We start from the raw sequence: 26,033 nt of genomic DNA, 5'->3' as shown, positions 1-26,033 counted from the left end.
AAGTGAACGGAGATAGACAATGGCGTCTCGACGCATGCGGCTGTTCGCCTTCGATTACCAGGGCCCGGCACACCTGTCGGCCGGTCTCTGGCGGCATCCGGACGATCAAGGCGCGAACTACAAGAACCTCGCCTACTGGACCGACTACGCGAAAATGCTCGAAGAGGCCCGGTTCGACGGCATCTTCTTCGCCGACAACGTCGGCTACCACGACATCTACGAGGGCAGCGCCGACGCCGCGCTTGCCGACGCCGCGCAGATCCCCGCGCAGGATCCGTTCATGGTCGTCTCCGCGATGGCCGCAGTGACGAAGAACCTCGGATTCGGGCTGACCGGGTCGACGTCCTACGAGCACCCGTACGCACTCGTGCGCAAGTTCAGCACCCTCGACCACCTCACCGACGGCCGCGTCGGCTGGAATCTGGTGACCTCCTACTCCGACAGCGCCGCCCGCAATCTCGGTACCGGACAGCAGGTTCCGCACGACGAGCGGTACGACATGGCCGCCGAGTACCTCGAGGTCTGCTACAAGCTGTGGGAGGGGTCCTGGCAGGACGACGCCGTCGTCCGCGACGCCGAGCGCGGCATGTACATCGACCCGAGCCGGGTGCACAACATCGAACACAAGGGCAAGTACTTCGACGTGCCCGGCTTCGCCCTGTGTGAGTCGTCCCCGCAGCGCACCCCGGTGATCTTCCAGGCCGGCGGATCCTCGAAGGGCCGCGCCCTCGCCGCCGCGAGCGCCGAAGCGGTGTTCGTCAACGCCGTGTCCATTCCAGCGCTGAAGAAGCAGGTCGACGCCCTGCGCACCCTCGCCGCCGAGGCCGGCCGCGACCCGCAGAACGTCAACGTCCTGCAGATGCTCAACGTCGTCGTCGCACCGACCGACGAAGAGGCCCACGCCAAGTACGAGTCCTACCGCAAGCTGGTCAGCTACACCGGCGCCATGGCCCGCTACAGCGGCTGGACCGGGCTGGACATGTCCCAGTTCGACCCCGACGTGCCGCTCAAGCACGTCAAGACCAACGCCGGGCAGACCATGGTCGACCTGTTCTCGAAGATGGACCCCGACAAGGAGTGGACCCCGCGCGACATCGCCGAATTCATCGGCATCGGCGGCACCGGCCCCACCATCGTCGGCTCACCCACCACCGTCGCCGACGAGCTGACCCGGTGGATGGACGAAACCGGTATCGCCGGCTACAACCTCGGACACGCCGTCAAGTACCAGGACATGGCGGACTTCATCGAACTCGTCGTCCCCGAACTGCAGCGCCGCGGCACCATGTGGACCGAATACGAAGGCTCGACGTTGCGCGAAAAGCTGTACGGCAAGGGAGCGGTCCGGCTCCGCGACGACCACCCCGGACACCGATTCGGTGCGCGCACACCGGTCGCGGCCGCTGTCTGACCCCTCCACGAAGCGTCGGGACGGGGCGTCGGTCAACTCGCGTCCCGTCCCGGCGACCGACAATGCAAGGAGCACCATGCTGACCACCGAACTCCACGATGTCGCGGCCACTCTGCGCACCGCCCGTGTGAACGGTGCACCGATCACCGCACCCACCAAGACCTGGCCCGGCCTCGACGCGGACTCCGCCTTCGCCGTGCAACGCATCAACGTCGAACACGCTGTCGCAGAGGGTGACCGCCTGGTCGGATACAAACTCGGCAACATCGCAAAGGTCATGCAGGAAGCCTTCGGCCTCGGCCAACCCGACTACGGATTCCTGCTCGCCGGCATCTTCGCCTACGAAGGCGCCACCCTCGATCGCAGCGACTACATCGAACCGTTCGTCGAACTCGAACCCGCCTTCGTGCTGAAAAGCAGTTTGCGCGGACCCAACGTCACCGTCGCCGACGTCATCAACGCCATCGACTACGCACTGCCCGCCATCGAGATCATCGATTCCCGTGTCCAGAACTGGGCCATCGACCTTCCGGATACGCTGGCCGACAACGGTTCCACCGGTGCGGTCATCCTCGGTGGCACTCCCCGCCGTGTCACCGACCTGACCCTCCGGGACATGCGCGGCACCCTGCACTTCAACGGCCACGAGGTCATCACCGGAAACACGCGCAACATCCTCGGCAATCCCCTCGCCGCGGTCGCCTGGCTCGTCAACCGCCTGGCCGCCTACGACGTCGAGTTCGAAGCCGGCCAGGTCATCCTCCCCGGTAGTTGCCTGCAGGCAGTCCCCATGAACCAGGCCGGACGCTGGGTCGGCGAGTTCGAAGGCTTCGGCTCCATCGAGTTCGACGTTTCCATCGCCACCAACTGACCGTCTGCCGGGTCACGAGAAAGCCTCGCGGGGTGAAGATTCCCCCGCGGCAGCACGTTTGTTCAGGAACCGAGAGCGCCTTTCTTGACTGAACGAACTACGCGGGTGCCTGACTTGCTGTGTCGGCGTCAGGCACCCGCCCTCCACGTGCACGCGAACCGCCGCTCCGGCCACACCTGATCGTCGGGCAGCGGTGGTTTCGTCGTATGAGCATCGATGCAGAGTTACGTCGACCACGAGAAACCGAATGACCATCACCGAGCAACCATCCGACCGTCCGCCAGGCTGGGACTGGCGACATGAGGGATCGTGCCGCGGCACCGAATTCCGTGACGGGTGCCCGATCAGTTCGGAAGCAAGTTCACTACTTTGAGATCCTCTTGAATTCATCTGTCAGCATGGATGCAACCCGTTGAAGGTGAGGAACGATCTCCTTGGCGGACTGAATTGTGACGCGCGCTGCTGGACCAGAGATTGAGATTGCCGTAGGTATGGGTGCGTCGATGACAGGGACGGAGAAGCATCGAACTCCCAGTTCCTGCTCACCATCATCTGTGGCATAGCCGCGCTGTCGGCTCATGTGTAATTCGCCGATAAGCATCTCCGCATCGGTCACGGAGTTTTCTGTATAGGGTTGCAAGCCGGATCGGTGGAGCATGGCTCGGATCGATGTGTCGGGAAGTTGAAGTAAGAGGGCCTTACCGACACCGGTGCAATGCGGAAAGACTCGACCGCCGACTTCAGTGAACATGCGCATCGAGTGGGGGGAGGGTACTTGCGCCACATAAACAGCCATGCTGTCGTCCAAAATTGCCATATTGGCGGTTTCTCCGGTGCATTCCACGAGTTCCAAAAGGTGAGGAAGTGACCAGGCTCCAAAGAGCTGAGTTGCGCTCTCCCCAAGCCTGATTAGCTGGGGACCCAGCGCGTAGTGCCGGGAAGGTAGTTGGCGAACGTATCCGCGACCAACCAAAGTACGAATCAAGCGGTGGATCGTCGGGATCGGTAGCTCAGTCTTGTCGGCGAGTGCAGTCACGCTGATGGAACCGCCCACGGTCGACATAACTTCGAGTATGTCGAATGCACGCCCGACGGACTGAACTCCACTGGTGCCTTGCCCTATTGGCATCTTTACCCCTAATTCATTCCTCACTCTGGGAAGCGTTACCTTCATGCGTGAGAGCCCATGGACCGGAAAGGCGTGAGCCGTTGATGACAGATCATTTGGAGCTGAGACAATTCCTGGTGTGAGATCTTGACACCGTGACTGCATCTAATCTCGAGGATTCGTAGAAGTCGGCAGAAGTATTCGTCAGGCATCAGCCCGAACTCAACGAAGATGTCAGCGTCCGCGCCGCCGCCCCAATGGCGCCACGTCAGAGCGAACTGCAGCATCTCCGTGTTGGTGTCGATCACGTCTCCTCCAGATGAGTCTCGCTCGCTCGTTGGTGCTTCGATCTGCGGTCTCGGGAATAGTCCACCGATAGGCTCGCGGCCGCAGTTGTATGGCCACTGCAGCGTTGGTGAGGGAGTGCGGGAGCCGGCCCCAGTGAGTGGCCGGCTCCCGTAGAGTGCTCGGACGTGCCCAGTCTGCTAGTCCAGCTGAGCGTATGCGGCCCGATCCTGGTCGGAGTTCGCGGCAAGAGCGTCAAACTCGTTCACATTGTCGATTTCAGTTCCCATGGCGATGTTCGTGATCCGTTCGAGGAAGATCTCGACGACAACGGGAACTTTGTGCTCGCCGGCCCAGGCTTTGGCTTGCTCGAGAGCGTCGGCAATCTCGTTTGGATCGGTGACTCGGATCGCTTTACATCCCAGACCTTCCGCAACCCGGAGGTGGTCGACTCCGTAGCCCTTCGGCACTGGGGTGGTTTCCGTGGAGCTGGACTCCTCGGAATTGATGTTGTCGAAACCGAGTGACACACAGTAGTTCATGTCGAACTGGCGCTGGGCCTGCCGGATCAGGCCGAGATAGGAGTTGTTCACGACGACGTGCACATACGGGAGGTTGAATTGTGCACCTACCGCCAATTCTTCGATCATGAATTGGAAGTCGTAGTCTCCGGAGAGGCCGACGACGGTAGCAGTAGGGTCAGCTGTGACCACTCCGAGTGCCGCTGGCAGCGTCCAGCCCAGTGGTCCTGCCTGTCCGCAGTTGATCCAGTTCCTCTCTTTGTATACGTGGAGAAACTGCCCGCCCGCGATCTGAGACAAGCCGATCGCGGTCACGTATCGAGTATCTCGTCCGAAGACGTTGTTCATCTCCTCATAGACTCGCTGGGGTTTGACTGGGATGTCATCGAAGTGGGACTTGCGGCGCATTGTGCGCTTCCGATCCAGGCACTCCTCGACCCAACTCGACCGGTCGGGCAACCGGTTGGTTTGTCTGCGCTCCTTGGCGATCGTGACAAGCTGCTCGAGAGCAGCCTTCGCGTCGGAGACGATTCCATAGTCGGGGGGGAAGACCCGCCCGATCTGAGTGGGCTCGATGTCGATGTGAATGAACGTTCGGCCCTTACGGTAGGTCTCGAGTCCGCCGGTATGTCGGTTGGCCCAGCGGTTTCCAATGCCGAGTACGAAGTCCGAGGCCAACATCGTGGCGTTTCCATATCGGTGTGCGGTCTGCAGGCCGGCCATGCCTGCGGCCAGTCGGTGATCGTCGGGAATCGTCCCCCATCCCATCAGGGTGGGAATCACTGGAACATCGAGCAGCTCGGCAAGTTCGACCAGCAGTTCGGCGGCGTCTGCATTGACGATTCCGCCTCCTGCGACAATGAGCGGGCGCTCCGATTCGGCGAGCATGTCGAGTGCCTTCTCGGCCTGCGCTCGGGTTGCAGCGGGTTTGTAGGTCGGCAGAGGATGGTAGGTGTCGGGGTCGAACTCGATTTCGGCGAGCTGAACGTCGATCGGCAGGTCGATCAACACCGGTCCCGGGCGCCCGGAGCGCATCAGATGGAAGGCTTGTGCGAATGCGCCAGGAACTTGGGCGGGCTCGAGCACCGTCATGGCCATCTTGGTGACTGGGGCTGCGATCGAGGCGATGTCGACAGCCTGGAAGTCTTCTTTGTGTAGCCGGGCGACGGGGGCCTGGCCGGTGATGGCGAGGATCGGGATCGAATCGGCCATGGCCGAGTACAGACCGGTGATCATGTCTGTGCCGGCCGGTCCGGATGTTCCGATGCAGATGCCGATGTTCCCTGCTCCGGCACGTGTGAAACCCTCGGCCATGTGGCTTGCGGCTTCGACGTGGCGGGCGAGGACGTGTTTGATTCCTCCGTGGTCGCGCATTGCTGCGTAGAAGGGGTTGATCGCGGCGCCCGGGAGACCAAATGCCTGTGTGGCACCTTCGAGCTCGAGGATCTTCACGGCGGCATCAACGGCGCGCATGCGTGGCATGTCATTTCTCCCTTGATGAATCGGTTATGTGGACGGGGCTATTTGGAGGTAGGGCTAGTACTGCCAGAGAGACGTTCGACGCCGCGGAGCAGACCGGAATGGTCGAGTCCGCCGTCGCCGTTCGCACGTGCGGAAGCCATGAGCTGGGCGACCACGGCGCCGAGAGGGACGACGACGCCCGCCTCGCGCGCGGCGGCGGTGAGGATCCCCATGTCTTTGTGGTGGAGATCGATGCGGAAGCCTGGTTCGAAATTGCGGTCGAGCATCTTCTGGGCCTTCTGGTTGAGTACGGCAGACCCCGCCAGTCCGCCGCCGAGCACCTCGACCGCGGCTGCCGTATCGACTCCGTAGGCTTCGAGGAAGATGATCGCTTCGGCGAGGAGTTGTATGTTGCCGGCTACGATGAGCTGGTTCGCGGCTTTGACCGTCTGACCTGCTCCGTTGGGGCCTACATGGGCAATGGTCTTGCCGACGACGTCCAGAATGGGCTTTGCGGCCGCGAAGTCTTCTGCGCTGGCGCCGACCATGATCGACAAGGCCGCGTTGATGGCGCCGGCTTCTCCTCCGGAGACGGGCGCGTCGATCAGCCGGAATCCGCGTGCCGAGGCCCGGGCGGCGAGCTCGGTGGTGACATCGGGGCGGATGCTCGAGAAGTCGATGATCAGTGTTCCGGGTTGGGCGTTCTCGAACACGCCGTTCTCGCCGGCTAGCACGTCCTCGACGTCGGGGGAGTCCGGAACCATGACTGCGACGACATCTGCCCCGGCAACGGCCTTGGCAATGGAGTCAGCGGCAGTGCCTCCGGCTTCGGTAAGTGGGCCGGTGCGGTTGGGGGTGAGGTTGTATCCGACGACCTGGTGGCCTGCCTTGGCGAGGTGAACCGCCATGGGGCTGCCCATGATGCCGAGCCCGATGAATGCGATGGTGCTCATGAGTTAGTCCTTGATTCGAGGTGTGTGGGTGGAGTGAACGTTGAGCGCCCGTGTCAGATGCCGACGCGACGGGACGGGCGAAGGTCTCGATCGAGCCATTCGAAGGTGTTCGGGTGAGTCGACTTGTATTCGAGTCCGACGAAGCCGGAGTACCCGTTGCCGTGAAGTTGGTCCAGGTAGCGCTGTAGGTCGAGCGTTCCGGTACCCGGTTCCCCGCGCCCGGGATCATCGGCGATCTGCACATGACCGATCAGGTCGGCGTAGGCGTCGAGCGCCGCCGCGATGTCGTCGCCGTTGGCCTGGAGGTGGTAGAGGTCGGCGAGGAGCCGCAGATTGTCGGTTCCGAAGGACTCTCGTACTCGATTAATCACCGCCACGGCATCGGCGGCATGTTTGAGTGGGTATCCGATGGCACCGCTGACCGGTTCGACAAGAACAACTGCGCCGATAGCGTGCGCGGCCTCGCCCGCAAAGGCGAGGTTTTCGGCTGCTACCGCATCCTGTTGTTCGGAGCTGAAGGCATCGGACCGGTTTCCGTACAGTGCGTTGAAAGCCTTGGTGCCCAGCGCTTGAGCGATTGAGGTGGCGACAGCGACGTTATCGCGGAACTCCGTCGTGCGAGTGGGGTTCGACAGGATTCCGCGGTCGCCTGCCGGCATATCACCAGCGGCGAAGTTCAACCCGGTGAGCTGTACGCCGGCATCGGTAATTGCGCGGATGAATGAAGTGACTTCACTGTCGGTAGGCACGGCGTGAGCGAATGGCCACCAGAATTCGACAGCATCGAATCCAGCCTGACGGGCCGCTTCTGGGCGTTCGAGGAGTGGCACATCGGTCAACAGGATTGAGCAGTTGACGGTGAAGGACGGAACGGGTGCCATCGGAATGGCTCCTTTCTGCGCGTCTCGGCAAGAGACGTTGCCGATGGTGGAGATACTGGACTGGTCGCGAACGGCATTGGCCGAAAGCAACGTGGAATTGGTGAAGCGGGAGCGGTCCAAAGGCCGGGCTCGAGGGGTTCGGATTTCGCGAACACGTGCGGGCTCATCTAGGGCGCCGGCGGGGTTCAAGCAATTTCCGTATTATGGAAGAATATTTCCGATTAGTGGTAGCCACAGTTAACTCCTCGCTTGCCTCGGGTGTCAAGTGCGGATACGCCGGTTGGTCGGCCGCGCGTGCGAACCATGGGTTTCGTTCGCATACGCGCCGCTCTTTTGCACCTCGGCTAGCGTGCGTTTTCGAATTCGATGCCTGCGGTTGACTGCTCCAGGCCAGCATCCAGATCACGCACCTCTGCACGCGCACGTTCTGCGTCCTGGTCATTGGTGGTGGACTCGCCGAGCAACCGGCAAGACCGTGCCTACCTCGCGTGCGGCTAGACGTCGCGGGATTGTCGGCGGGCCGTGCGATCGGTGTCTGAAATGGTCACACGGGACGCATCGGTATGTGTGCCGATCGGGGCGCAGAGAATGCGAGAGTCAGTTCATTTCGCCATCAACGTGTTCGGGCGATTGAACGATCCGCATCGCACTCACCGCAACGGACAGCGCGGTCCGATCGCGCGGATTGTCAAGGTCGTATTCGAGCAGGGAACTGAGTTGATTGAGTCTGTAGTACAGAGACTGCCGTCGTAGGTGGAGTCGTTGGGCAGCTAGCGCCTTCGATCCGCCGCACTCGAGAAGGACCGTCAGGGTGGGCATCAGCTTGGTCTGACGATCTTGGTCGTACGCGATCAGCTGACCGAGCATCTCTTCGACTGAAAGCCGCAACTCCGCTCTGTCGGCGTTCTTGTACAACAGTCGTTCGACAGCCATGTCCTTCGCTGCGACCACAGCCACGGATGCTGGGTTGACATCCTGGCAGATCGTCAAGGACAGGTGTGCTTCGGTCATGCTGCGCGGAAGATCGGTGAATCGAATAATGCATGGCCCCACAGCGGCGACCGCCTTGCCGCGGAAAGTGATGCGACTGGTCAGGTCGTCACGCAGAGTGGTGGAAAATCCTCTCGTGGTTTCGTCCGAATGTGCTGCGATCACTGCACAGGCAAGCCCCTCGTACACACCGACCAGTCCGTATCCGTGGGTCTCGATGAGCTGATTGAGGACATCGACTGAATTAGGGACCTGCAATCGGTCGATGACAACACACGCGTAGGGGCGGACGGACGTGGGCAGCCCGGCGGCGCGTAGCCGATCCTGCAATACGTGATCCTCGATATATCGCCCCTGTAAGAGCTGCTCGATCAGCATGTGCTTCAGCCGCAAAGATCTAGTGACATTGGGTTCATTGCGAATGAGCGCCAGTGCGATGACAGCGGGTGCGCGGTCGAGAAGCGCGTCGAGCAGGACGGACGGCACGTCGGTCGAGCCGACGGTGAGTTGACCCCAGACGATGCCGTCGACGAAGACCGCTGCTGTTGCGGCGGAAGTGTCCATCAGGCCAGGTGGTAGCGAGCCCGCATGGGCGATGATCTGTTTGCTGTCGTCCTGCAGGGACACCCATGTTCCGCAGATGTCACGTATTCCGTCAACGATTGCGGCGAGTGTCCCACCCCGGGCGAGTAGTTCCGATAGCGAGCGCGATATCTCGTCTGCGTGACGCAGCTTGGTGATCGATCTATCGATAATCATGCTGTTTATCGCCTCGGCAACCTCGGTGAATCGCAGTGCCGGCTGTAGAACGATCAACGGCAACCCGAGGGTTTCGGCTTCGTCAGCCATCTCCGGAGGGAGCGCATCAAAGGTGCGTCCGACCTCGATCATCAGACCGGCAATGCCCTTCTGGGCGAGCTGTCGGACGTAATTGCGAAGCGCCTCTTCGTCCACTCCGACCAAACCGACACCGTTGGTGAGCAACACTTCCTCCCCCCGCAGAAGCGGAGCGATGTCGTAGAGATCGGCGCAGTGAATCCACCGCACATCGGTACCGAGCCGGTCGGCGCCGCTAACCAGGACTGGGTGGCCGGCTGCGACCAATGGATGTTCCAGAACATCGTTGAGACGCATCGCCATGAGGCACAGTGTCGCATGTCACACCAAATTTGTTTGGCACTGTGACCGTTGTTCATTGTTCCCCGTGCACGGAGAGTTAAGGAGTCAAGAATTTCCCCGCGCACAGAGGGTGGCACATGACCACATCGACCAAGTCCAACTCGACCACACCGAACACGAGTTGGCGCGGCGACTCCGCCGCGATCGCATGCCTGACGTTTGCGGTAGATGCCGAGACCCCGGTCTTGGCGGCCGGCCGCCGGTACTCCTCTAACGCAATGGCGATGTCGCACCAGTCCTACGACATGCGTAGGGGCCTTCCGCGGCTGCTCGGCATCCTCGACGAATTCTCAATTCGTTCAACGTTTTTCGTTCCAGGATTCGTTGCTGAGATGCATCCTGACGCGGTCTCGTCCATTGCAGAAAAAGGCCACGAAATCGCCCACCACAGCTACAGCCACCGTCCTAGCACCGGCCTCACCCCCTCACAGGAGCGTGAGGAGTTCGAGCGCGGAATGGAGGCGCTGAGCGCACTCGATATACATCCGGTCGGCTATCGCGCGCCGATGTGGGCTGCTACGTGGGATACCGCTGAACTCGCCACCGAGTTCGGGCTGAAGTACGACACGAGCCTGATGGACGACGATAGGCCGTACGTGATCTCGACCGGGAACGGTCCGCTCGTCGAGCTGCCCCCGCATTGGTCACTGGACGACTGGGAGCAGTACGCCTACCTGCCGGAACCGCACCTCGGCAACGTCATCGAACCCCCGGAGAAGGCTCTGTCCGTGTGGACCGCGGAGTTGGACGGTATGCGTGAATGGGGTGGACTCTTCCAATTGACTGCACATTCATTTCTCAGCGGCCGCCCTGGCCGCGCGCAAAACCTGCGCAAGCTCATCGAAACGGTACTCGACCGCGGAGACGTCGAGTTCCGGACCGGCGAAGAGCTCTGCGCCGCAGCCCTGCGCGACCACAGCCTCGATTGGCGCAAGCAGGAACCACTCGAGGTTTCCGCATCCGCCTACCCCATCTGGTAACCGAACTTCAGGGAGCACAGAATGACTACATTAGTTACTGGCGGTAAAGGGTTCGTCGGACGGCATCTCGTCAATCGGCTCGTCGAGCACGGCGAGACCGTCGTGAGCTACAACCGAGATTTCGCCGTCGACACCCGACCCAGCGTCACCACTGTCCAAGGCGAGCTCTTCGACATTCCGGTTCTCGTCAAGGCCCTGACCGAAAACCACGTCGACAAGATCATCCATACGGCAGGGATGAGTCACCCCGGGGTGTCGGTCGATCTGCCCTTGACTACCATCGCCGCCAACATCGACGGCACCGCGGCGGTCTTCGAGGCCGCGCGGATGGCCGGCGTCCGACGGATCGTGAACTTCTCGTCGGAATGCGCGTACGGAAACCTCGATGACGCACTCGTGCACGAGGATCAAAAGCCGACTCCCACAACCCCATACGGTGTGACAAAGGTTGCCGGCGAACTGCTGGGGAACGTATACAACAACCTGTACGGCATGGAAATCGTCTCGCTCCGGGTCACCGAGGTCTACGGGCCAGGTCTGTGGATGCCCAGTCTGCTGGGCGACCTTCTGAACGCGGCGCTGTCCGGAACGCCCTATATCCTCGCTGTCGGCGGCGACCACAAGTTCCAGTTCGTCTACGTCGAGGATGTCGCCGCCGCCGCCTACCTGGCCTCCGTTGCGCCAGAGCTGCGTCAACCCGTTTACCACGTCTCCGGTGACACCCAGATCACCGTTGCCGAAGCCGCGAACACCGTCCGCGCAATATTCCCCGAGGCGAAGTTCGAGATTGGTCCCGGGTACATCGAGAAGTGGGACCGGCAAGGCAAGTTTGACCTCAGCGCATCCGAACGTGACCTCGGATATCGGCCCGGCTGGTCGCTGACCGACGGCTTAGCCGCATCTGTGCAGTGGATTCAGTCGCAGGGAAGCTGACCGAGACCATGTCAACCGGTAGCGCGAACGGCAGGTCCTGGCTTCGGGGCGCAGCCGCAGCGATGGTACTGACCTTCGATGTCGACGCCGAGTCGTGTGTCCTGGCCGAGGACGCCAAGTATGCGGATCACCCCGGCGTCATGAGTCATCAAGCGTACGGCCCGCAGGTCGGAGTACCTCGAATCCTCGCATTGCTAGCCGAATTCAACATCAAGGCAACGTTCTTCGTCCCCGGGAGAACCGCGGACACCTGGCCGCACGTGGTGGAAGCGATCGCCGCCGAAGGCCACGAGATCGCTCACCATTCGTACGCCCACAGGCGTCTTGTGGATATGTCCGCCGACGAGGAACGTCGCGACTTCGACGATGCAATGGCCGCCCTGGGACGGCTCGGCATCGTCCCGGTCGGGCATCGCAGTCCGCTGTCGTCACCAAGCGTCCGGACTGCAAACATGCTCGCTCAACACGGGTTTCGTTACCAGTCAACACTTATGGACGATGACCGCCCCTACTTGTTGGACACAACCGACGGAGTACTCGCTGAACTGCCACCCCATTGGATCCTCGATGATTTCCCGCAGTATGCATTTCTGCCCGATCCCGTGATCGGCAACGCCGTCGAGTCTCCACGTAAGGCTCTCGAGGTCTGGTCGTTGGAAATGGCCGCGATGCGTGACCTTGGATGCCTGTTCGTACTGTGCAACCATCCGTTCCTTTCGGGGCGGCCGTCCCGCGTGCAGGCTCTGCGTGAACTGATCGGAACGACGCTCGACTACGGGGACGTTCCGATCCTGACTGCCGCTGAAGTAGCCGAACGCGTGCACGCCGACCCCGAATCCAGGCACAAGCGTCTCCACACGACGGGCACGCCTGCCGATCAGCGGATCGGTTCCGAACACTCAACCTCAAACATCAGTTAGCAGACGCCAACCACCGCCCACGGGTGCAACGAATTTAGGAGCACGGAACAATGACCACCACAATCAGCTCAAATCAGCGAGTCGCTTTGATCACCGGAGCCGGCTCGGGCATCGGCCGAGCCACCGCAGAAGTACTCGCAAGTCAGGGTGTTGATCTTGCCCTGGTATCGCGCCCCGGACCCGATCTCGACTCCGCGGCAGCGGCTTGCCAGAGCCACGGCGTCCGTGTGTTGAAGATCGCCGCAGACATCTCCGATTCGGGCGAAGTTCGCGCGGCGTTCGCCAAGACCGAAGCCGAACTGGGACCGATCACCGATGTCCACAACAACGCGGGGATCTCGGTTGTTGCTCCGTTGGTCGATACCAGCGACGACGTCTGGTCCACTCAATTGGCGACCAATCTCTCCGGCAGCTTCTACGTTCTGCGCGAGGCCGCGCGAGTCATGGTGCCGCGCAAACGCGGCGCAATCGTCAACACCGCATCGGAACTCGCACTACAGGGCCAGGCTGGCTACGTTGCGTATACCGCCACCAAGGGCGGCATTCTGTCGATGACCCGTAGCGCCGCGGCGGAACTCGCATCGTGGGGAATTCGAGTCAATGCGGTGTGCCCTGGGACGACCCGCACCCCGATGTTCCTCGCCGAGTTCGATGGAGCGGCAGACCCCTCCGCAGAGTTCGCCGAGAACGAAGCCAGTGTGGCGCTCGGCAGGATCGCCACACCCACCGAAATCGCCAAGGCCGTGGCCTTCCTGCTCTCCGACGACGCCAGCTATGTCACGGGAACGCAGCTCATCGCTGACGGTGGGCGTAGCGGATGCTTCCCCGTCGGCAGCATCGGAGTCGACGCTACAACGTCGGTCTAACCGAGCCCGACGACCTCCCACTCGTCAATGGTCCCGAAGGAAATCGAAATGCAAGAAACAAGCACAGAGCCGACGAGCAAGCCTAAGTCGCGGCTCGAAGAACTCGGTTACGAGCAGCAACTCGACAGACGACTGAGTGTCTGGGAGGTCGTCGGACTCGCCATGGCGGACGTCTCCCCAACAATGGGCGTCCTCTTCCTCTCGGCGGGGATCTTCGCCGTTGGAGGAACATTCGCAATCGGAGCGAGCCTCATCCTCTCGGTTGTCGTCATCCTGATCGCGATCTGTCTCGCCGAGCTTGCCAGTATGTTTCCCATCGCCGGTGGAATGTACTCCCTCGTCAGGAGGGTGCTACCCGGTCCCATCTCATGGATCACCACCTTCAACTACCTGATCCAAGGTGTAGTCATCCCGGCGAGTATCTCACTCGGCATGGTTGCCTTCATCAAAGACCTGTTTCCAGGGATCTCCCTGCCCGATCAGGCCATTGCCTTGGTACTGCTGGGTCTCGCAATGGCGATCGCCCTGACGAAGGTCGAAGTCGGGGCATGGGCGACCGCAGTCATGGTCATCGTGGAGGTCATCGTTCTCTCGATCATCACCTTCGCAGCCTTGAAAGACCCGAGCCAATCACTGACCGACGTAACCATCCACCCGACAATGCTGACCAACGGGCAGCTCGGCGCGGTCGGATTCGTCGTAATGCTGGCAACGCTGGCGCCCGCCTTCAATGTGATCAACGGATATGACGCCGCATTGGGGTTCTCCGAAGAACTCAAGGGCGGAGAACGCGCGATCGGACGCGCCGTCATCATCTCCGCGATCATGGCGTGCGTGCTGATCGTCGTGCCACTGACCGCCGCCGTGATCGCCGCACCCGACCTGACCGAGTTCTTCAACGCGCCGGCACCGGTTGTGTACTCCGTCGAGCAGTCCCTGGGACCGTACGCACGGTACATCGTCGACGTGGGTGGAATCGTTGCACTCTTCAACGCCATGCTGTCGCTGCTCATGTACTTCGGGCGGGGCGTGTACACCACAGGTCGAGACAAGATCTGGCCGGATGCGGTGAACAACAAGCTTGGCAAGTTGAACAGGTTCCAGGCGCCGGCGGCTGGTGTTGTCGTCCTGGTTGTTCCGGCTGCAATCCTGATCTTCAGCTCAGCATTGAACTTCCTGATCATCTTCGCGGGAACTGTGATCGCAGCGGTATACCTTTGCGTCGGTCTTGCTGCGTTCTGGAGCCGATTCAATATGCGCGATGAAGAGCGCCCCTACAAGATGAAGTTGTGGCCGCTTCCGCCGATCGCAGTCATCGGATTCACTGCGCTTGCCTTGGCAAGTCAGGACCCCGAATACCTGATCGCCGAGGGTGTGCTCATCGTAGTGGCTCTGGCCTGTTGGGCAGGATCAAAGGTTTGGTCTCGGAAATCGAGCGAATCGGTCACGCGCTAGCAGCCAACACCAATCCCTGCCGACCCGTGACGACCATCTGATCTCACGGGTCGGCAGCTACCACTCTCGCGTGCTCGCCTATCGAACGTGTGCTTCGGGCTAGCAGTTCATGAGCACCTATTGCGAGAAGTGCTGATCCGGTGAGAACTTCACCAGCGACGATGCCCACCGGCGTATCGCCGATACTCCCGAACTAGAGGGTACTGATGACGACTGACCCACATGTTTTGGTGCATCGAGGGCTTGGATGTACCGCAGTCTTCGACCCGATCGAACGGACAGTCACCCTCTTTCACTTCGGGATCCTTACCCACCGTTGCAAGAAGCGCATATCGCCCCGCGTGATTCCCCTGGCCGACGTCACAGCGATCACCCATTCCAAAGAATCCTGCTTCAAACGGGGAAGCATACGATTAGAACGCCGCAGTGGAGCCGGCTACCACTCGAACATCCTCAAGGACGTCAACGGCTACTTCGACGTTGACGGGGATACCGAAGGGGAGATGTTCGCGCAGGCCATCTCGTTATTCATCGAACAGCAGTCTCCGCCGTGACGATCTGCAGTTCGCGCGGCACGTATCAGGGTGGTCACTGATGGTGCATGCAACCAGGGGACGGACATGGATGGTCTCCGGTACGCCTGCCAGGGGAGTAGGTATTCGCCAGGTTCTGATATCGCGACTTACCAGCATCGTCGGCGGCGATGGCTCGGGAGACCTGCGCGACACCCGGGGGATAGGCGATGGACAGATCCGTTGGGAATCGAGGGGAGCGGTCAGCTCGACGGACAGCTTGCCGCCGAGGTGCCCGGCGAAGACTCCCCGTCGATCAGTTCAGGCTGCCTGCGGTGTGGTGGGTTCGGAAGTCAATGTCACGATGGGTTACTCCTGCAGTTCGTCGGTGTGTCCGCGGATGTGGTGTGTGTTCTGCACTCAGGACGTTCTTCCTTGTCGTTGCGAAAGCTTTTCCCGCCGAGTCGTTCCCGCTGCCCGAGGTAGCGGGACCGACTCGGGGCTCTAGATGGCTGCGGCAGCTTTCAGGCCGTCGAGTACGGCCTCTTCCACGGTGCGTGGGGCCAGGCAGTCGCCGACTCCGGTGTACGAGATGCCGGTGGATTCGAGTTCGGCGAGTAGGGAGTCGTTCTGCTGGTGCCCGAGGGCGAGGACGAGGCCGTCGATGCCGTCGAGGATGATCGGTTCGCCGGTCAGGGTGTTGACCAGATACACGGTGTCGTCGTCCGCCCCGAACAGGCGTGCGTGCGGAACGATGCGGACCTTCGCCTCGGTGGCTGCCCGCAGCATGGAGACGCGGGTGAACTGCTGCAGGTTTTCGCCGGCCGCGTAGCCGTTGACGCACAGTGTCACCTTGCGCCCCTCGCGGGCAAGCATTTCCGCGACCCCGAGTCCGGTCCAGTCGCCACGCCAGTCGGCGACCACGATCTCACCCTTCGGCGTGTTCCCGCCGTTCGAGGTGATCACGTCCCAGGCGTCGAGGACGGGCATGTCCCCGTCCAGTTCGAGGTGCGGCCGGTACGGGGTGGCGCCGGTCGCGATGATGACGTGGTCCGGGCGTTCCCCGGTGATCATCGCCGCATCGACCTCGACGCGTGTCTTCACGATGACCCCGTAGCGGTCGAGTTCGGACTGCAGATTGGTTGCTGCGCCGCCGAACTCGGACCGGCCGGGCAGCCGCTCGGCGAGCAGTACCTGTCCGCCGACCCGGCCGCTCGCCTCGTACAGGGTGACCCGGTGACCGCGCTGGGCGGCGACCGAGGCGGCCTTCATCCCGGCGGGCCCGCCGCCGACGACCATGACGTCCTTCGGTTTCGGGGTGAGCACCAGGGTGCCGAACTCGCGTTCACGTCCGGTCTCCGGTCGCTGGATGCAGGAGATCGGGTAGCCGGCCTGGAAGTGACCGATGCACGCCTGGTTGCAGCCGATGCAGGCCCGGATGTCGTCCGGTCGCTCGGCCTGCGCCTTCGCCGGCATTTCCGGGTCGCAGATCAGGGCCCGGGTCATCGCGCAGGCGTCGGCCTGCCCCTTGGCGACGACGATCTCGGCTTCCTGCGGTTGGTTGATCCGCCCGGCCACGAGCACCGGAACCGACACCGCTGCCTTGACTTTCGCGGCGGCGGGTGCGGTGTAGGCGGCTTCCTCGCTCATCGGCGGGACGATGTGCAGGGACCCGGACCGGCTGGCGGACGTGCCCTCGGTGACGTTCAGGAAGTCCAGTAGACCGTCGGCGTCGAGCCTGCGGCACACCTCCACGATGTCGGTGGGCTCGTCCTCCACGGAGGCATGCTCGATGCCGGACACCCGGACGCCGACCGCGAACCCGGGTCCGACGGCCTCGCGGACGGCCGCGACGATCTCACGCAGGAACCGCATCCGGTTGTCGAGGTCGCCGCCGTACCGGTCGGTGCGCACGTTCAGTTCCGGGTTGAGGAACTGGGCGGGCAGGTAGCCGTGGCTGGCGACGATCTCGACACCGTCGAGTCCGGCCTGCTGGAGGCGTCGAGCTCCGGCCGCGTACCCGGCGACGACCTCGGCGATCATCGCCTGGGACATCGGCCGGGGCATCACCCGGAATCGTTCGTTCGGCACGGCCGACGGGGCGTACGCGACCGGGAGCGCACCGTCCTGGGATTCCATGATCTCCCGTCCCGGGTGGAACACCTGCCCGAACAGGGCGCACCCGTGCTCGTGCACGGCCTCGGCGACGCGCCGGTATCCCTCGATGCAGCTGTCGTCGGTGGCCATGAGCACGTGGTAGGTGTACCGCGCGGTCTCGTGGATACCGGCGACCTGCATGATGATCAGCCCGGCACCGCCGACTGCCCGGGCGCGGTGGTATTCGACGAGTTGGTCGGTGACCGCGCCGTCGTGCACCATCACGGTGTCGTGCCCGGAGGAGAAGATGCGGTTCTTCAGGGTGACGTCACCGACCTGGAGCGGGGAGAACAGGTTCGGAAAGAGGGTGGCAGACATGGAATCCCAGTTCTGTACTGGTGGTGGAAAGGGTCGGAGGCTCGGTGAGGAGCTAGCTGGCGTCGGTGTCGGCGAGGACTCGCTGGGCACCGGCGACGGCGACGGCGTCCGCTTCGAAGAGCATGCCCTCGACGAGGAACGAGTTCTGCACCGCGGTCACCGCGGGATACGGGGCGGAGAAGAACTCGGCGCGCACCTTCTTGAACGTGTCGAAGTCGTCGCGGTTGCCCAGGTAGGCGGTCAGCTTGACCACCGACGACATCGAGGCGCCGTGCTGGGTCAGGATCTTGTCGATGTTGCGGAACACCTGGCGTGCCTGGGCTTCGAAGCCGCCCTCGACGAGGTTGCCGGCGTCGTCGTAGCCGGCCTGACCGGAGGTGAACACCAGCTCGCCGGCCTTGGCGCCCTGGCTGTACTGCGCGGACTGTGCCCAGGTGAAGGGTGCCGGGCGGGTTTCGACGATGTTCTCGGTGGTCGTCATGGTGATCCTTTCGGGTCGGGCCCCGGTGGGGGCCGTCGGTGATGCCACGCGGATGACGCGGCAGGAGTGCCGTTCCCGGGTGCTCAGCCGAGTCGCTGCAGCGTGTGGCCGAGGCGGTCGCGCTTGGCCACCAGGTACGGCAGGTTGTGGCGGGTGGGAAGGGATTCGTGGGCGAGTTGTTCGGTCACGGTGATGCCGTGATCCCTGAGGGCCGCGACCTTGTCCGGGTTGTTGGTCATCAGCCGCACCCGGCGGACGCCGAGATCGTCGAGGATCTCGCAGGCGGCGCGGTAGTCGCGGCTGTCGACGGGCAGTCCGAGGCTGAGGTTGGCGTCGACGGTGTCGAGACCTTCGTGCTGCTGCAGCTCGTAGGCGCGGAGTTTGTGACCGAGTCCGATGCCGCGGCCCTCGTGTCCGCGCAGGTAGATCAGGACACCGGAGCCGGCGTCGGCGATCGCGCTGAGCGCGGACCGGAACTGGGTTCCGCAGTCGCAGCGCAGGGAACCGGCGAGGTCGCCGGTCAGGCACTCGCTGTGCAGGCGCACCAGCGGCGCCGCGTCGGCGGCGGGATCTCCCATCACCAGGGCCATGTGCTCGATGCCGTCGCCCGCCGATTCGAAGGCGAGGGCGTCGAACGTGCCGACCTCGGTGGGCAGTGTGCTCCGGCCGGTGCGGACCACGGTGCGGGCGGGCGGTGCGATGCGGTGTACGACCTGCTCGCTGCGGGCCGTGCGCCGGCGCCACGCCTGCAGGTCGGCGATGGACACCATCGGAATGCCGTGGGCGACAGCGAACTCCTCGAGGTCTTTGCCGCGCATCATCTCTCGCCGGTCGGGGGTGACGATTTCGCAGAGCAGCGCCTCCCCGCTCAGCCCGGCCATGCGGCACAAGTCGACTCCCGCCTCGGTGTGGCCGGGACGTTCGAGTACGCCACCGGGCTTGGCGAGCAGCGGCATCACGTGGCCGGGCCGGGCGAGGTCGGCGGGCGCGAGGCCCGGATCGGCGAGTGCCCGGACGGTCGCGGCCCGGTCGCCTGCGCTGATGCCGGTGGTCGTGCCGCGGGTGTAGTCGACGCTGACCAGGAATGCGGTGTGGTGGCGCTCGGTGTTGTCGGGCACCATCAGGTCGAGGCCGAGTGTGTCGGCGCGGGATTCGTCGATGGCGACGCACAGGAAGCCGGACGTGTGTTCGAGGAAGAAGGCCACCGTGTCGGTGGTGGCGTGTTCGGCGGCCATGATCAGGTCGCCCTCGTTCTCCCGGTCTTCGTCGTCGACGACGAGAACGATGCCTTTGTTCGCCAGTGCGGTGACGGCGTCGGTGATGGTCGACATGATCGCTGGTTCCTTTCGTTGCACGGCCGCACTGTGGTGGCGAGTCGCTCGGGTGGGGTGCGGAGCGCCCGGGGTGACCGCGTTGTCGTTCCGGGCGCTCCGCTGCTGGGGGTTACGAACGGGGAGCTGAGGTTTCGCTGAGGTTGCGGCCCATGGTCTCCGGCGCGAGGACCTGGGAGACCGCCGCGCCGACGACGCAGATTCCTGCGGCGATCAGCATGGTGACACCGGCGCCGAGGTTGTGCATCGACCAGGGCAGCAGGAAGGTGCCCAGGCCGGCCCCGATCCGGCTGAACGCGGTGGCGAATCCGGTTCCGAGACCGCGGATCTCGGTGGGGAAGATCTCGCCGGGGTAGACGCCGGTCAGGGCGGTGCACATGGCGTTGGCGAACGCGAAGACCAGGAAACAGATCAGTACCAACGCCGGTGGCGCCGAGGTCCACAAGCCGATGATGAGCAGGACCACCGCACACACCCACTGCTGTGGGATGGTCAGCTTGCGGCGGCCGATGCGTTCGATCAGCAGAACCGACACCACGACTCCGACCAGGGCGAGTCCGTTGACGCCGATGGCGCCGATGAGCCCGTCACCGAGACCATAGTCGGACAGAACGCTCGCGGCAAACGTGGCGATTGCGAAGTACGGTGCCACGCAGCAGAACCAGAAGACGGAGACGAAGATGGTGGCGCGCCGGTAGGCGGGGGAGAACAACATCGCGAACGTGCCCTTGCGGGTCTCCTCGTTCGTGATGTCGAGGACGTCGGTCGGGTCCTCGAGATAGGCGTGGGCGATCTCGGTCGCCTCCTCGGTACGTCCCTTGTTCATCAACCAGCGCGGCGACTCCGGCATCCCGAGTCGTGCGAGGAACAAGATAACCGCAGGGATAGTGCTGGTGCCGAGGATGATTCGCCAATCCACGGAGAGGGCGGTGGTCATGACGTAACCGACCACGAAGGCGAACATGAAGCCGACATACCAGGCGACCTCGCAGAAGGCCAGCAACTTGCCGCGCAGCCGCCGAGGGGAGAACTCGGAGAGCAGCGGCCAGCCGACGGAGTAGTCGGCGCCGATCGCGATGCCCATCAGCAGGCGGACGATGAACAGTTGCCACGCCGAGTCGACGAAGAACTGCAGTACCGAACCGAAGATGAAGATCGCCAGGTCGATCGCGAAGAGCGGCTTGCGACCGAGTCTGTCGGCGAGCCAGCCGCCGAGGGGGCCGCCGATGAAGATGCCGACGAGCGCGGATGCTCCGATCAGCCCTTCCCAGAACAACGACATGTCGAGATCGACGGTGATCGCTGCGATGACGGTGCCGACGACGCCGAGGATGTAGCCGTCGATGAACATGCCGCCGGCGATCACGCCGGTCAGTTTGGTGGTGAATCGCTGCTTGTCGATCGAACCCTGTTTGTTCCGACTGACGGATTCCTGATTGGTTGTCGTCACCAGGTCACTCCTTGCTGGCGGGCGCCGAGGTACCGGACGGCACGGTCGGCGGACGCGGGATGGCAGTAGTCGGTCGGGTGGGCGAATGAGCGAGAGGGGGATGTTCGCACAGATGTCACGACCTTCGTGGGAGCTGCGTAGTGACGAGTTCACTACTCGCCGGCAGCTTGGCAAACCGGAGGATGGGCGTTTACGGGATACGCGAACAGTCCGTGATGTGTTCATAAACTGAACGCTGCGATCAAAAGTGTGACATGGACCTCAGCGTGCGTCAAGGCTGGATTCGAACTCGGGGTGTGGACGCCGGTGACGGTAGGCATGGGCGGAGCGTGGAGATCGGGAAGCCCTGCCGCCCATGCGACCTCGAAGCATGTGGTGTGCGAGGGATTGAATCGTCGCCTCTCCTGCATTGGTCGTGCGGGTGAAATCGCGTCCTGACGCCCCGGTGACCCGCCTCGCGTCTTGACAGATTGTGACGTGGAACGCATGATCGGTGTCACCAAAAGTGAACGAGACGTTCACATAATGAACGTCAACCTATCGAACGGAGGGGCCATGGGGTCCGAAGTCAGCGAGACCGCCGACGTCGTGGTCGTCGGTGCCGGTATCTCCGGGCTCGTCGCCGCCCGGGAACTCTCCCGGGCAGGTCTGCGGGTGATCGTGCTGGAGGCACGTCCCCGACTCGGCGGCCGAGTATGGACGGACCGTCGGCTCGGCCGCGACCTGGAGATCGGCGGGACCTGGGTGCACTGGCTGCAGCCGCACGTGTGGGCCGAGATCACCCGATACGGACTGCCCATCACCCGCGGTCCCCGCCCCGAGCAGGTCTACTGGCTTGCCGGCGACCGGGTCCGCACCGGCAGCATCGACGACTATCTCCAGCTGATCGAACCGGGAATGCGCCGGCTGACCGCCGCGACGATGACCTGGCTTCCCCGGCCCGCCGAAAATCCGAACGACCGGACAGATCTTTCGGAGATCGACGGCTTCAGCATTCAGGACAAGCTCGACGAACTCCGCCTCGGTGACGACGAGTACCACGCCAACGAGGCCGCCTGGATCGGCCATTTCAACGGACCGCTCGCCGACGGTGCCTTCACCAGCGCCCTGCGATGGACCGCGGCCACGGCCGGATCGTGGCAGTTGATGCACGAGGCCTCGGCGGTGTTCCGGCTCAGCGGGGGAACGGAGGCACTGGTCGCGGCGCTCGCCGCGGACAGCCGCGCCGAGATCCGAACCCAGGCCGAGGTCTGCCGCATCGACCACCATCCCGAGGGCGCCGACGTGCAGACCAGCGACGGGCGCCGGATCTCGGCGCGACGTGTCGTGCTGACGCTGCCGCAGAACCTCCTCGGCGACCTCGACGTGCAACCACCGCTGAACGAGGACAAACGCGCCGCAGCCCGCGAGAAGGTCGCGTCGCGCGGTGTGAAGGTCTGGATCCGGGTGCGCGGGCCGATCGCCCCGTTCGCCGCGTATTCGTCGGCCGACCATCCGCTCGCGGTGGTGCGCACCGAGTACGTCGGTGACAGCGACGCCGTGCTGGTGGGCTTCGGCGCGGACGCCACCCGCCTCCACCCCGAAGACATCGACGCGGTCACCCGGGCACTCACCGTCTGGCGCGACGACCTCGAGGTACTGGAGGTCACCGGACACGACTGGATGGCCGATCCCCACTCTCGGGAAACCTGGCTCATGCACCGCCCGAACCAGCTCACTCGCTACCTGGACGGACAGCAGCGCACCGAGGGTGTACTGCACTTCGCCGGCAGCGACACCGCCAACCTGTGGCCCGGTTTCATCGACGGAGCCATCGAACGCGCCCTGCACACCTCCCGTGACATCACCGACACCCTGACCCCCCATCTCACCGGCAGCCCAGCCGGCGCATGACCCGACAAGGAGCCACCATGCTCAGCACCATCGACCAGACGCACTACCGCAGCGTGATGGGACACCTCCCGACCGGAGTAGTGGCCCTGTCTGGGATCACCCCCACCGCCGAATACCCCTGCGGCCTGGTGGTCGGCACCTTCCAGTCCCTGTCACTCGAGCCGCCGCTCGTCAGCTTCAGCGTGGCCCACACCTCCACCAGCTGGCCGAAGGTCCGCGCCGCCGGCCGACTGTGTGCGAGCGTCCTCGCCGACGGACAGGAGTCGGTCTGCCGCGCCCTCTCGGGCAAACAGCCCAACAAGTTCGCCGACATCGACTGGTCGCTGTCCGAGGCCGGATCACCCCGGATCGCCGGAGCGCACGCCTGGATCGACTGCGAGGTCACTCACGAACTCGACGGCGGCGACCACGTCATCGTGATCGCCAGGGTCCTGCAGATGGACGCCGCGGGCGACAGCGAACCGCTGGTCTTCCACAAGGGCCGCCTCGGCGGATACCGCGAACCCGCCGTCGCCTGACCGCACGCCCACCACCTCCGCGATCTCCGACAGAAGGACGTCATGACCGACACCACGCACCTTGCCGACACCACCGACGAACAACTCGAAACCGTCCTCGCCGCCGCCACGAGCGCGGCCACGTACTGGGCGGACCGCGCACCGCACGAGCGGGCCACCGTCCTCACCGCCGTCGCCGACGCCCTCGAAGGGCAGGCCTCGGCACTGGTCGGCGTGGCAATGGAGGAGACCGGACTGCCCGAGGGCCGGCTGACCGGCGAAGTGAACCGCACCTGCGTCCAACTGCGCATGTTCGCCGAGGAACTGATCGACGGCACCTTCCTGGACGTGATCATCGACCGCGCCGACCCGGACTTCGTCCTCGGCCCCCGCCCGGATCTGCGCCGGTACCAGATCCCCGTGGGTCCGGTTCTGGTCTTTTCCGCCAGCAACTTCCCGTTCGCGTTCTCCGTCGCGGGCACCGACACCGCCTCGGCACTGGCCGCCGGCTGCCCGGTAGTCCTGAAGGCACACCCCGGTCACCCCCGCACCTCCGCCGCCACCGCCGCGATCGTCCGCGACGCCCTGGCCACCGCCGGTGCCCCTGAGGGTGTCTTCGCGCTGATCAGTGGATTCGACGCCGGAGTCCGCGCACTGAAGGACCCGCGGATCACCGCGGCAGGGTTCACTGGATCCGTCGCCGGCGGCCGGGCCCTGTTCGACATCGCCGCCGCACGCCCCATCCCGATCCCCTTCTTCGGTGAGCTCGGCAGCGTGAACCCGGCCGTCGTCACCGCCGGCGCCCTCGACGAGCGAGCCGAAGACATCGCCACCGGCTTCGTCGGTTCGTTCACCCTCGGTGCGGGACAGTTCTGCACCAAGCCCGGCATCCTGCTGGTCCCCGCCGGCTCGCCGATCACCGACCGCATCACCGCCCTCACCCAGCAGGTTCCCGCGGCCCGGATGCTCACCGCCAAGATCGCCGAGGGCTACCACCACCGGATCGAGGAAACCGCTGCCGTCCCCGGTGTCGAGGTCCTGGTGAAGGGCACCGCGTCGACCGGCGAGAGCGGCGTCCCCGCGGTCAGCCCCACTCTGCTGCGCACCACCGCCGAACACCTGGGAGCCCACGCGGACACCCTTCTCGAAGAGAGCTTCGGACCCGCCGCGATCATCGCCGAATACGGCAGCGAGGACGAAGTCCACCGCGTCCTCGGCAGCGTCGACGGCACCCTCACCGTGACCGTCCACACCCGAACCGAGCCGACACCCGAGGAGCAGGACGAACTCCGCAGGCTCACCCGGATCGCCGCGACCCGCGCCGGCCGACTCGTCTTCAACGGCTGGCCCACCGGCGTCGCGGTCACCCCCGCCCAACATCACGGTGGCCCGTACCCCGCGACCACCGCGGTCGCGCATACCTCGGTGGGCACCACCGCTATTCGACGCTTCCTCCGTCCGGTCACGTATCAGGACGCCCCCGAAAGCCTGCTTCCGGCACCCGTCCAGGACCGGAATCCCCTCCAGGTTCCGCAGGCGGTCAACGCCGCCGGCGAATCGGTCGGCTGGGGGCGCTCGCACTCCTGATCTCCCGCCTCCGCCTCGACGTGATCGGGTCCACCGCACACCATGAGCGTTCACTTACTGAACACTTAGCATGTATGGTGGACGTGAGAACGCGTCACGTCGAGTCGGGGCGCACCGGAGAGCAAGGGGGTGCCATGACCGAGCCCGAGGCTACCGAGTACGGCGACGGAGAAGCCGCCGAGCCCGCGGAGATCGCCAACAAGTCGGTGACGAAAGCCGTCCGGCTGCTCCGCGAAATCGCGGCCCAGCCGAAAACCGGTGCGACGGTGACGACTTTGGCGAAAGCGGTCAAGATCTCCAGGCCCACCGCGTTCCGTCTGCTCTACAGCCTCGAGCGCACCGGCCTCGTGGACCGGGTCGACAACAACTACATCCTCGGATGGGAGATGGCCCGGCTCGGCCGGCACGCCGACCCGTACGCGGGTCTGGCTGCCCGCGCGCAGCCGCTGCTGCAGGAGCTGGCCGACAAGGTCAACGAATCGGTGACCATGTCGGTGCCCAATTCCAACGACGGTCTCGATCTGATCGCCGAGGCCTCCGGATCGCACGTCGTCGGCATCATGTCCCGGATGGCGAACGACATGGTCGGACGCCAATACCCGCTCCACGCCAGCTCCACCGGCAAGGTTCTGCTCGCGGAGTGGCCGCTGGAGAAGCTCGTCGCACTGCTGCCGGAGAAGCTCGAGGCCTTCACCGAACACACCATCACCGACCGGAAGGTTCTGCTGAGGGAACTCGACCAGGTCCGTGAACAAGGTTTCGGTGTCATCGACAACGAGCTCGAAGAAGAACTGCTGTCCCTCTCGCGCCCGATTCGCGACCCCGCCGGAAACCTGGTCGCGATCTTGACCCTCAACGGTCCGCGGTACCGGTTCGGCCGCGACCGGATCCCCGAAGCTCTGCAGCAGATGCAGCAGATCGTCGACCGCCTCATCGACGTCTTCTGGCGAGACGCCGCCGACTAGACCCACGAACACCCCGCACCGGATGTTC

Annotated in this window: 21 protein-coding genes and 1 pseudogene; 12 read left to right on the top strand and 10 right to left on the bottom strand. The window is 63.9% G+C overall.

Features of this window, described 5'->3' with window-relative positions; all coding sequences use genetic code 11:
- Nucleotides 1-19: 19 nt before the first annotated feature.
- Both JWS13_RS19995 and JWS13_RS19990 read left to right on the top strand, forming a co-directional pair.
- Entirely contained in the window at nt 20-1,411 is a 1,392-nt protein-coding gene (locus JWS13_RS19995; RefSeq protein WP_206007167.1) for an LLM class flavin-dependent oxidoreductase, read from the top strand.
- 76 nt (nt 1,412-1,487) lie between these two features.
- The gene (locus tag JWS13_RS19990) at nt 1,488-2,282 is read left to right on the top strand and encodes a 2-keto-4-pentenoate hydratase (protein WP_206007166.1); all 795 of its coding nucleotides are present in this window, start codon (nt 1,488-1,490) and stop codon (nt 2,280-2,282) included.
- A gap of 364 nt (nt 2,283-2,646) precedes the next feature.
- Here JWS13_RS19990 and JWS13_RS19985 read toward each other — a convergent pair whose 3' ends face one another.
- The 5 genes from JWS13_RS19985 to JWS13_RS19965 all read right to left on the bottom strand — a co-directional run bounded on the left by JWS13_RS19985 (nt 2,647) and on the right by JWS13_RS19965 (nt 9,621).
- On the bottom strand, nt 2,647-3,411 hold the full coding sequence (locus JWS13_RS19985) for an IclR family transcriptional regulator (RefSeq protein ID WP_206011667.1): 765 nt from the start codon (nt 3,409-3,411) through the stop codon (nt 2,647-2,649).
- 464 nt (nt 3,412-3,875) lie between these two features.
- Nucleotides 3,876-5,678 (bottom strand): glyoxylate carboligase, encoded by a 1,803-nt coding sequence (gene gcl, locus JWS13_RS19980; protein WP_206007165.1) that lies wholly within the window; start codon nt 5,676-5,678, stop codon nt 3,876-3,878.
- Between the two features lie 38 nt (nt 5,679-5,716).
- The gene (locus tag JWS13_RS19975; protein WP_206007164.1) at nt 5,717-6,610 is read right to left on the bottom strand and encodes a 2-hydroxy-3-oxopropionate reductase; all 894 of its coding nucleotides are present in this window, start codon (nt 6,608-6,610) and stop codon (nt 5,717-5,719) included.
- 53 nt (nt 6,611-6,663) lie between these two features.
- Nucleotides 6,664-7,491, bottom strand: coding sequence for a hydroxypyruvate isomerase family protein (locus tag JWS13_RS19970; RefSeq protein ID WP_206011666.1), 828 nt, complete (start codon nt 7,489-7,491; stop codon nt 6,664-6,666).
- A gap of 597 nt (nt 7,492-8,088) precedes the next feature.
- Nucleotides 8,089-9,621 carry a PucR family transcriptional regulator gene (locus JWS13_RS19965; RefSeq protein WP_206007163.1) on the bottom strand — a complete coding sequence of 511 codons (1,533 nt, stop codon included), beginning with the start codon at nt 9,619-9,621 and terminating at the stop codon, nt 8,089-8,091.
- 116 nt (nt 9,622-9,737) lie between these two features.
- Between JWS13_RS19965 and JWS13_RS19960 the strand changes: the two genes are divergently transcribed.
- From JWS13_RS19960 to JWS13_RS19935, 6 genes are all read left to right on the top strand, one after another.
- Nucleotides 9,738-10,640 (top strand): polysaccharide deacetylase family protein, encoded by a 903-nt coding sequence (locus JWS13_RS19960; protein WP_206007162.1) that lies wholly within the window; start codon nt 9,738-9,740, stop codon nt 10,638-10,640.
- A 21-nt stretch (nt 10,641-10,661) separates the two neighbouring features.
- Complete coding sequence (locus tag JWS13_RS19955) at nt 10,662-11,573, top strand: NAD-dependent epimerase/dehydratase family protein (RefSeq protein ID WP_206007161.1); 912 nt, start codon at nt 10,662-10,664, stop codon at nt 11,571-11,573.
- Nucleotides 11,549-12,493 carry a polysaccharide deacetylase family protein gene (locus JWS13_RS19950; RefSeq protein ID WP_241032251.1) on the top strand — a complete coding sequence of 315 codons (945 nt, stop codon included), beginning with the start codon at nt 11,549-11,551 and terminating at the stop codon, nt 12,491-12,493. The genes JWS13_RS19955 and JWS13_RS19950 overlap by 25 nt, the downstream gene beginning before the upstream one ends.
- A gap of 50 nt (nt 12,494-12,543) precedes the next feature.
- Nucleotides 12,544-13,359, top strand: a complete 816-nt coding sequence (locus tag JWS13_RS19945; RefSeq protein ID WP_206007160.1) for an SDR family NAD(P)-dependent oxidoreductase — start codon at nt 12,544-12,546, stop codon at nt 13,357-13,359.
- A gap of 48 nt (nt 13,360-13,407) precedes the next feature.
- Nucleotides 13,408-14,814, top strand: a complete 1,407-nt coding sequence (locus tag JWS13_RS19940) for an APC family permease (RefSeq protein WP_206007159.1) — start codon at nt 13,408-13,410, stop codon at nt 14,812-14,814.
- 206 nt (nt 14,815-15,020) lie between these two features.
- On the top strand, nt 15,021-15,368 hold the full coding sequence (locus JWS13_RS19935) for a hypothetical protein (RefSeq protein ID WP_206007158.1): 348 nt from the start codon (nt 15,021-15,023) through the stop codon (nt 15,366-15,368).
- Between the two features lie 118 nt (nt 15,369-15,486).
- Here JWS13_RS19935 and JWS13_RS46460 read toward each other — a convergent pair.
- The 5 genes and pseudogenes from JWS13_RS46460 to JWS13_RS19915 form a co-directional block, all read right to left on the bottom strand.
- Nucleotides 15,487-15,605 (bottom strand): annotated as a pseudogene (locus JWS13_RS46460) (NAD-dependent malic enzyme); the annotation flags it as partial.
- A 225-nt stretch (nt 15,606-15,830) separates the two neighbouring features.
- Entirely contained in the window at nt 15,831-17,801 is a 1,971-nt protein-coding gene (locus JWS13_RS19930) for an oxidoreductase (protein ID WP_206007157.1), read from the bottom strand.
- A 52-nt stretch (nt 17,802-17,853) separates the two neighbouring features.
- The gene (locus JWS13_RS19925) at nt 17,854-18,282 is read right to left on the bottom strand and encodes a RidA family protein (protein WP_206007156.1); all 429 of its coding nucleotides are present in this window, start codon (nt 18,280-18,282) and stop codon (nt 17,854-17,856) included.
- An 83-nt stretch (nt 18,283-18,365) separates the two neighbouring features.
- Nucleotides 18,366-19,613, bottom strand: coding sequence for a GTP cyclohydrolase II (gene ribA, locus JWS13_RS19920; protein WP_206007155.1), 1,248 nt, complete (start codon nt 19,611-19,613; stop codon nt 18,366-18,368).
- 112 nt (nt 19,614-19,725) lie between these two features.
- Nucleotides 19,726-21,063: an MFS transporter gene (locus JWS13_RS19915; protein WP_206007154.1), complete on the bottom strand. Its 1,338-nt coding sequence runs from the start codon at nt 21,061-21,063 to the stop codon at nt 19,726-19,728.
- A gap of 555 nt (nt 21,064-21,618) precedes the next feature.
- Between JWS13_RS19915 and JWS13_RS19910 the strand changes: the two genes are divergently transcribed.
- The 4 genes from JWS13_RS19910 (at nt 21,619) to JWS13_RS19895 (ending at nt 26,005) form a co-directional block, all read left to right on the top strand.
- The gene (locus tag JWS13_RS19910) at nt 21,619-22,956 is read left to right on the top strand and encodes a flavin monoamine oxidase family protein (RefSeq protein ID WP_225929366.1); all 1,338 of its coding nucleotides are present in this window, start codon (nt 21,619-21,621) and stop codon (nt 22,954-22,956) included.
- Nucleotides 22,957-22,973: 17 nt separating this feature from the next.
- On the top strand, nt 22,974-23,474 hold the full coding sequence (locus JWS13_RS19905) for a flavin reductase family protein (RefSeq protein WP_206007153.1): 501 nt from the start codon (nt 22,974-22,976) through the stop codon (nt 23,472-23,474).
- 42 nt (nt 23,475-23,516) lie between these two features.
- The gene (locus JWS13_RS19900) at nt 23,517-25,040 is read left to right on the top strand and encodes an aldehyde dehydrogenase (NADP(+)) (RefSeq protein ID WP_206007152.1); all 1,524 of its coding nucleotides are present in this window, start codon (nt 23,517-23,519) and stop codon (nt 25,038-25,040) included.
- A 134-nt stretch (nt 25,041-25,174) separates the two neighbouring features.
- The gene (locus tag JWS13_RS19895) at nt 25,175-26,005 is read left to right on the top strand and encodes an IclR family transcriptional regulator (RefSeq protein WP_206007151.1); all 831 of its coding nucleotides are present in this window, start codon (nt 25,175-25,177) and stop codon (nt 26,003-26,005) included.
- The last annotated feature ends 28 nt before the right edge of the window (nt 26,006-26,033 follow it).

The sequence above is a fragment of the Rhodococcus pseudokoreensis genome, assembly GCF_017068395.1.
GTDB classification, from domain to species: domain Bacteria; phylum Actinomycetota; class Actinomycetes; order Mycobacteriales; family Mycobacteriaceae; genus Rhodococcus_F; species Rhodococcus_F pseudokoreensis.
This window is presented reverse-complemented; position numbering and strand designations above follow the sequence as displayed.

Coding starts and splice junctions, on each gene's coding strand:
- JWS13_RS19995 (WP_206007167.1), top strand. CDS start 20: ATGGCGTCTCGACGCATGCGGCTGTTCGCCTTCGATTACCAGGGCCCG.
- JWS13_RS19990 (WP_206007166.1), top strand. CDS start 1,488: ATGCTGACCACCGAACTCCACGATGTCGCGGCCACTCTGCGCACCGCC.
- JWS13_RS19985 (WP_206011667.1), bottom strand. CDS start 3,411: ATGCCAATAGGGCAAGGCACCAGTGGAGTTCAGTCCGTCGGGCGTGCA.
- gcl (WP_206007165.1), bottom strand. CDS start 5,678: ATGCCACGCATGCGCGCCGTTGATGCCGCCGTGAAGATCCTCGAGCTC.
- JWS13_RS19975 (WP_206007164.1), bottom strand. CDS start 6,610: ATGAGCACCATCGCATTCATCGGGCTCGGCATCATGGGCAGCCCCATG.
- JWS13_RS19970 (WP_206011666.1), bottom strand. CDS start 7,491: ATGGCACCCGTTCCGTCCTTCACCGTCAACTGCTCAATCCTGTTGACC.
- JWS13_RS19965 (WP_206007163.1), bottom strand. CDS start 9,621: ATGGCGATGCGTCTCAACGATGTTCTGGAACATCCATTGGTCGCAGCC.
- JWS13_RS19960 (WP_206007162.1), top strand. CDS start 9,738: ATGACCACATCGACCAAGTCCAACTCGACCACACCGAACACGAGTTGG.
- JWS13_RS19955 (WP_206007161.1), top strand. CDS start 10,662: ATGACTACATTAGTTACTGGCGGTAAAGGGTTCGTCGGACGGCATCTC.
- JWS13_RS19945 (WP_206007160.1), top strand. CDS start 12,544: ATGACCACCACAATCAGCTCAAATCAGCGAGTCGCTTTGATCACCGGA.
- JWS13_RS19940 (WP_206007159.1), top strand. CDS start 13,408: ATGCAAGAAACAAGCACAGAGCCGACGAGCAAGCCTAAGTCGCGGCTC.
- JWS13_RS19935 (WP_206007158.1), top strand. CDS start 15,021: ATGACGACTGACCCACATGTTTTGGTGCATCGAGGGCTTGGATGTACC.
- JWS13_RS19930 (WP_206007157.1), bottom strand. CDS start 17,801: ATGTCTGCCACCCTCTTTCCGAACCTGTTCTCCCCGCTCCAGGTCGGT.
- JWS13_RS19925 (WP_206007156.1), bottom strand. CDS start 18,282: ATGACGACCACCGAGAACATCGTCGAAACCCGCCCGGCACCCTTCACC.
- ribA (WP_206007155.1), bottom strand. CDS start 19,613: ATGTCGACCATCACCGACGCCGTCACCGCACTGGCGAACAAAGGCATC.
- JWS13_RS19910 (WP_225929366.1), top strand. CDS start 21,619: ATGGGGTCCGAAGTCAGCGAGACCGCCGACGTCGTGGTCGTCGGTGCC.
- JWS13_RS19905 (WP_206007153.1), top strand. CDS start 22,974: ATGCTCAGCACCATCGACCAGACGCACTACCGCAGCGTGATGGGACAC.
- JWS13_RS19900 (WP_206007152.1), top strand. CDS start 23,517: ATGACCGACACCACGCACCTTGCCGACACCACCGACGAACAACTCGAA.
- JWS13_RS19895 (WP_206007151.1), top strand. CDS start 25,175: ATGACCGAGCCCGAGGCTACCGAGTACGGCGACGGAGAAGCCGCCGAG.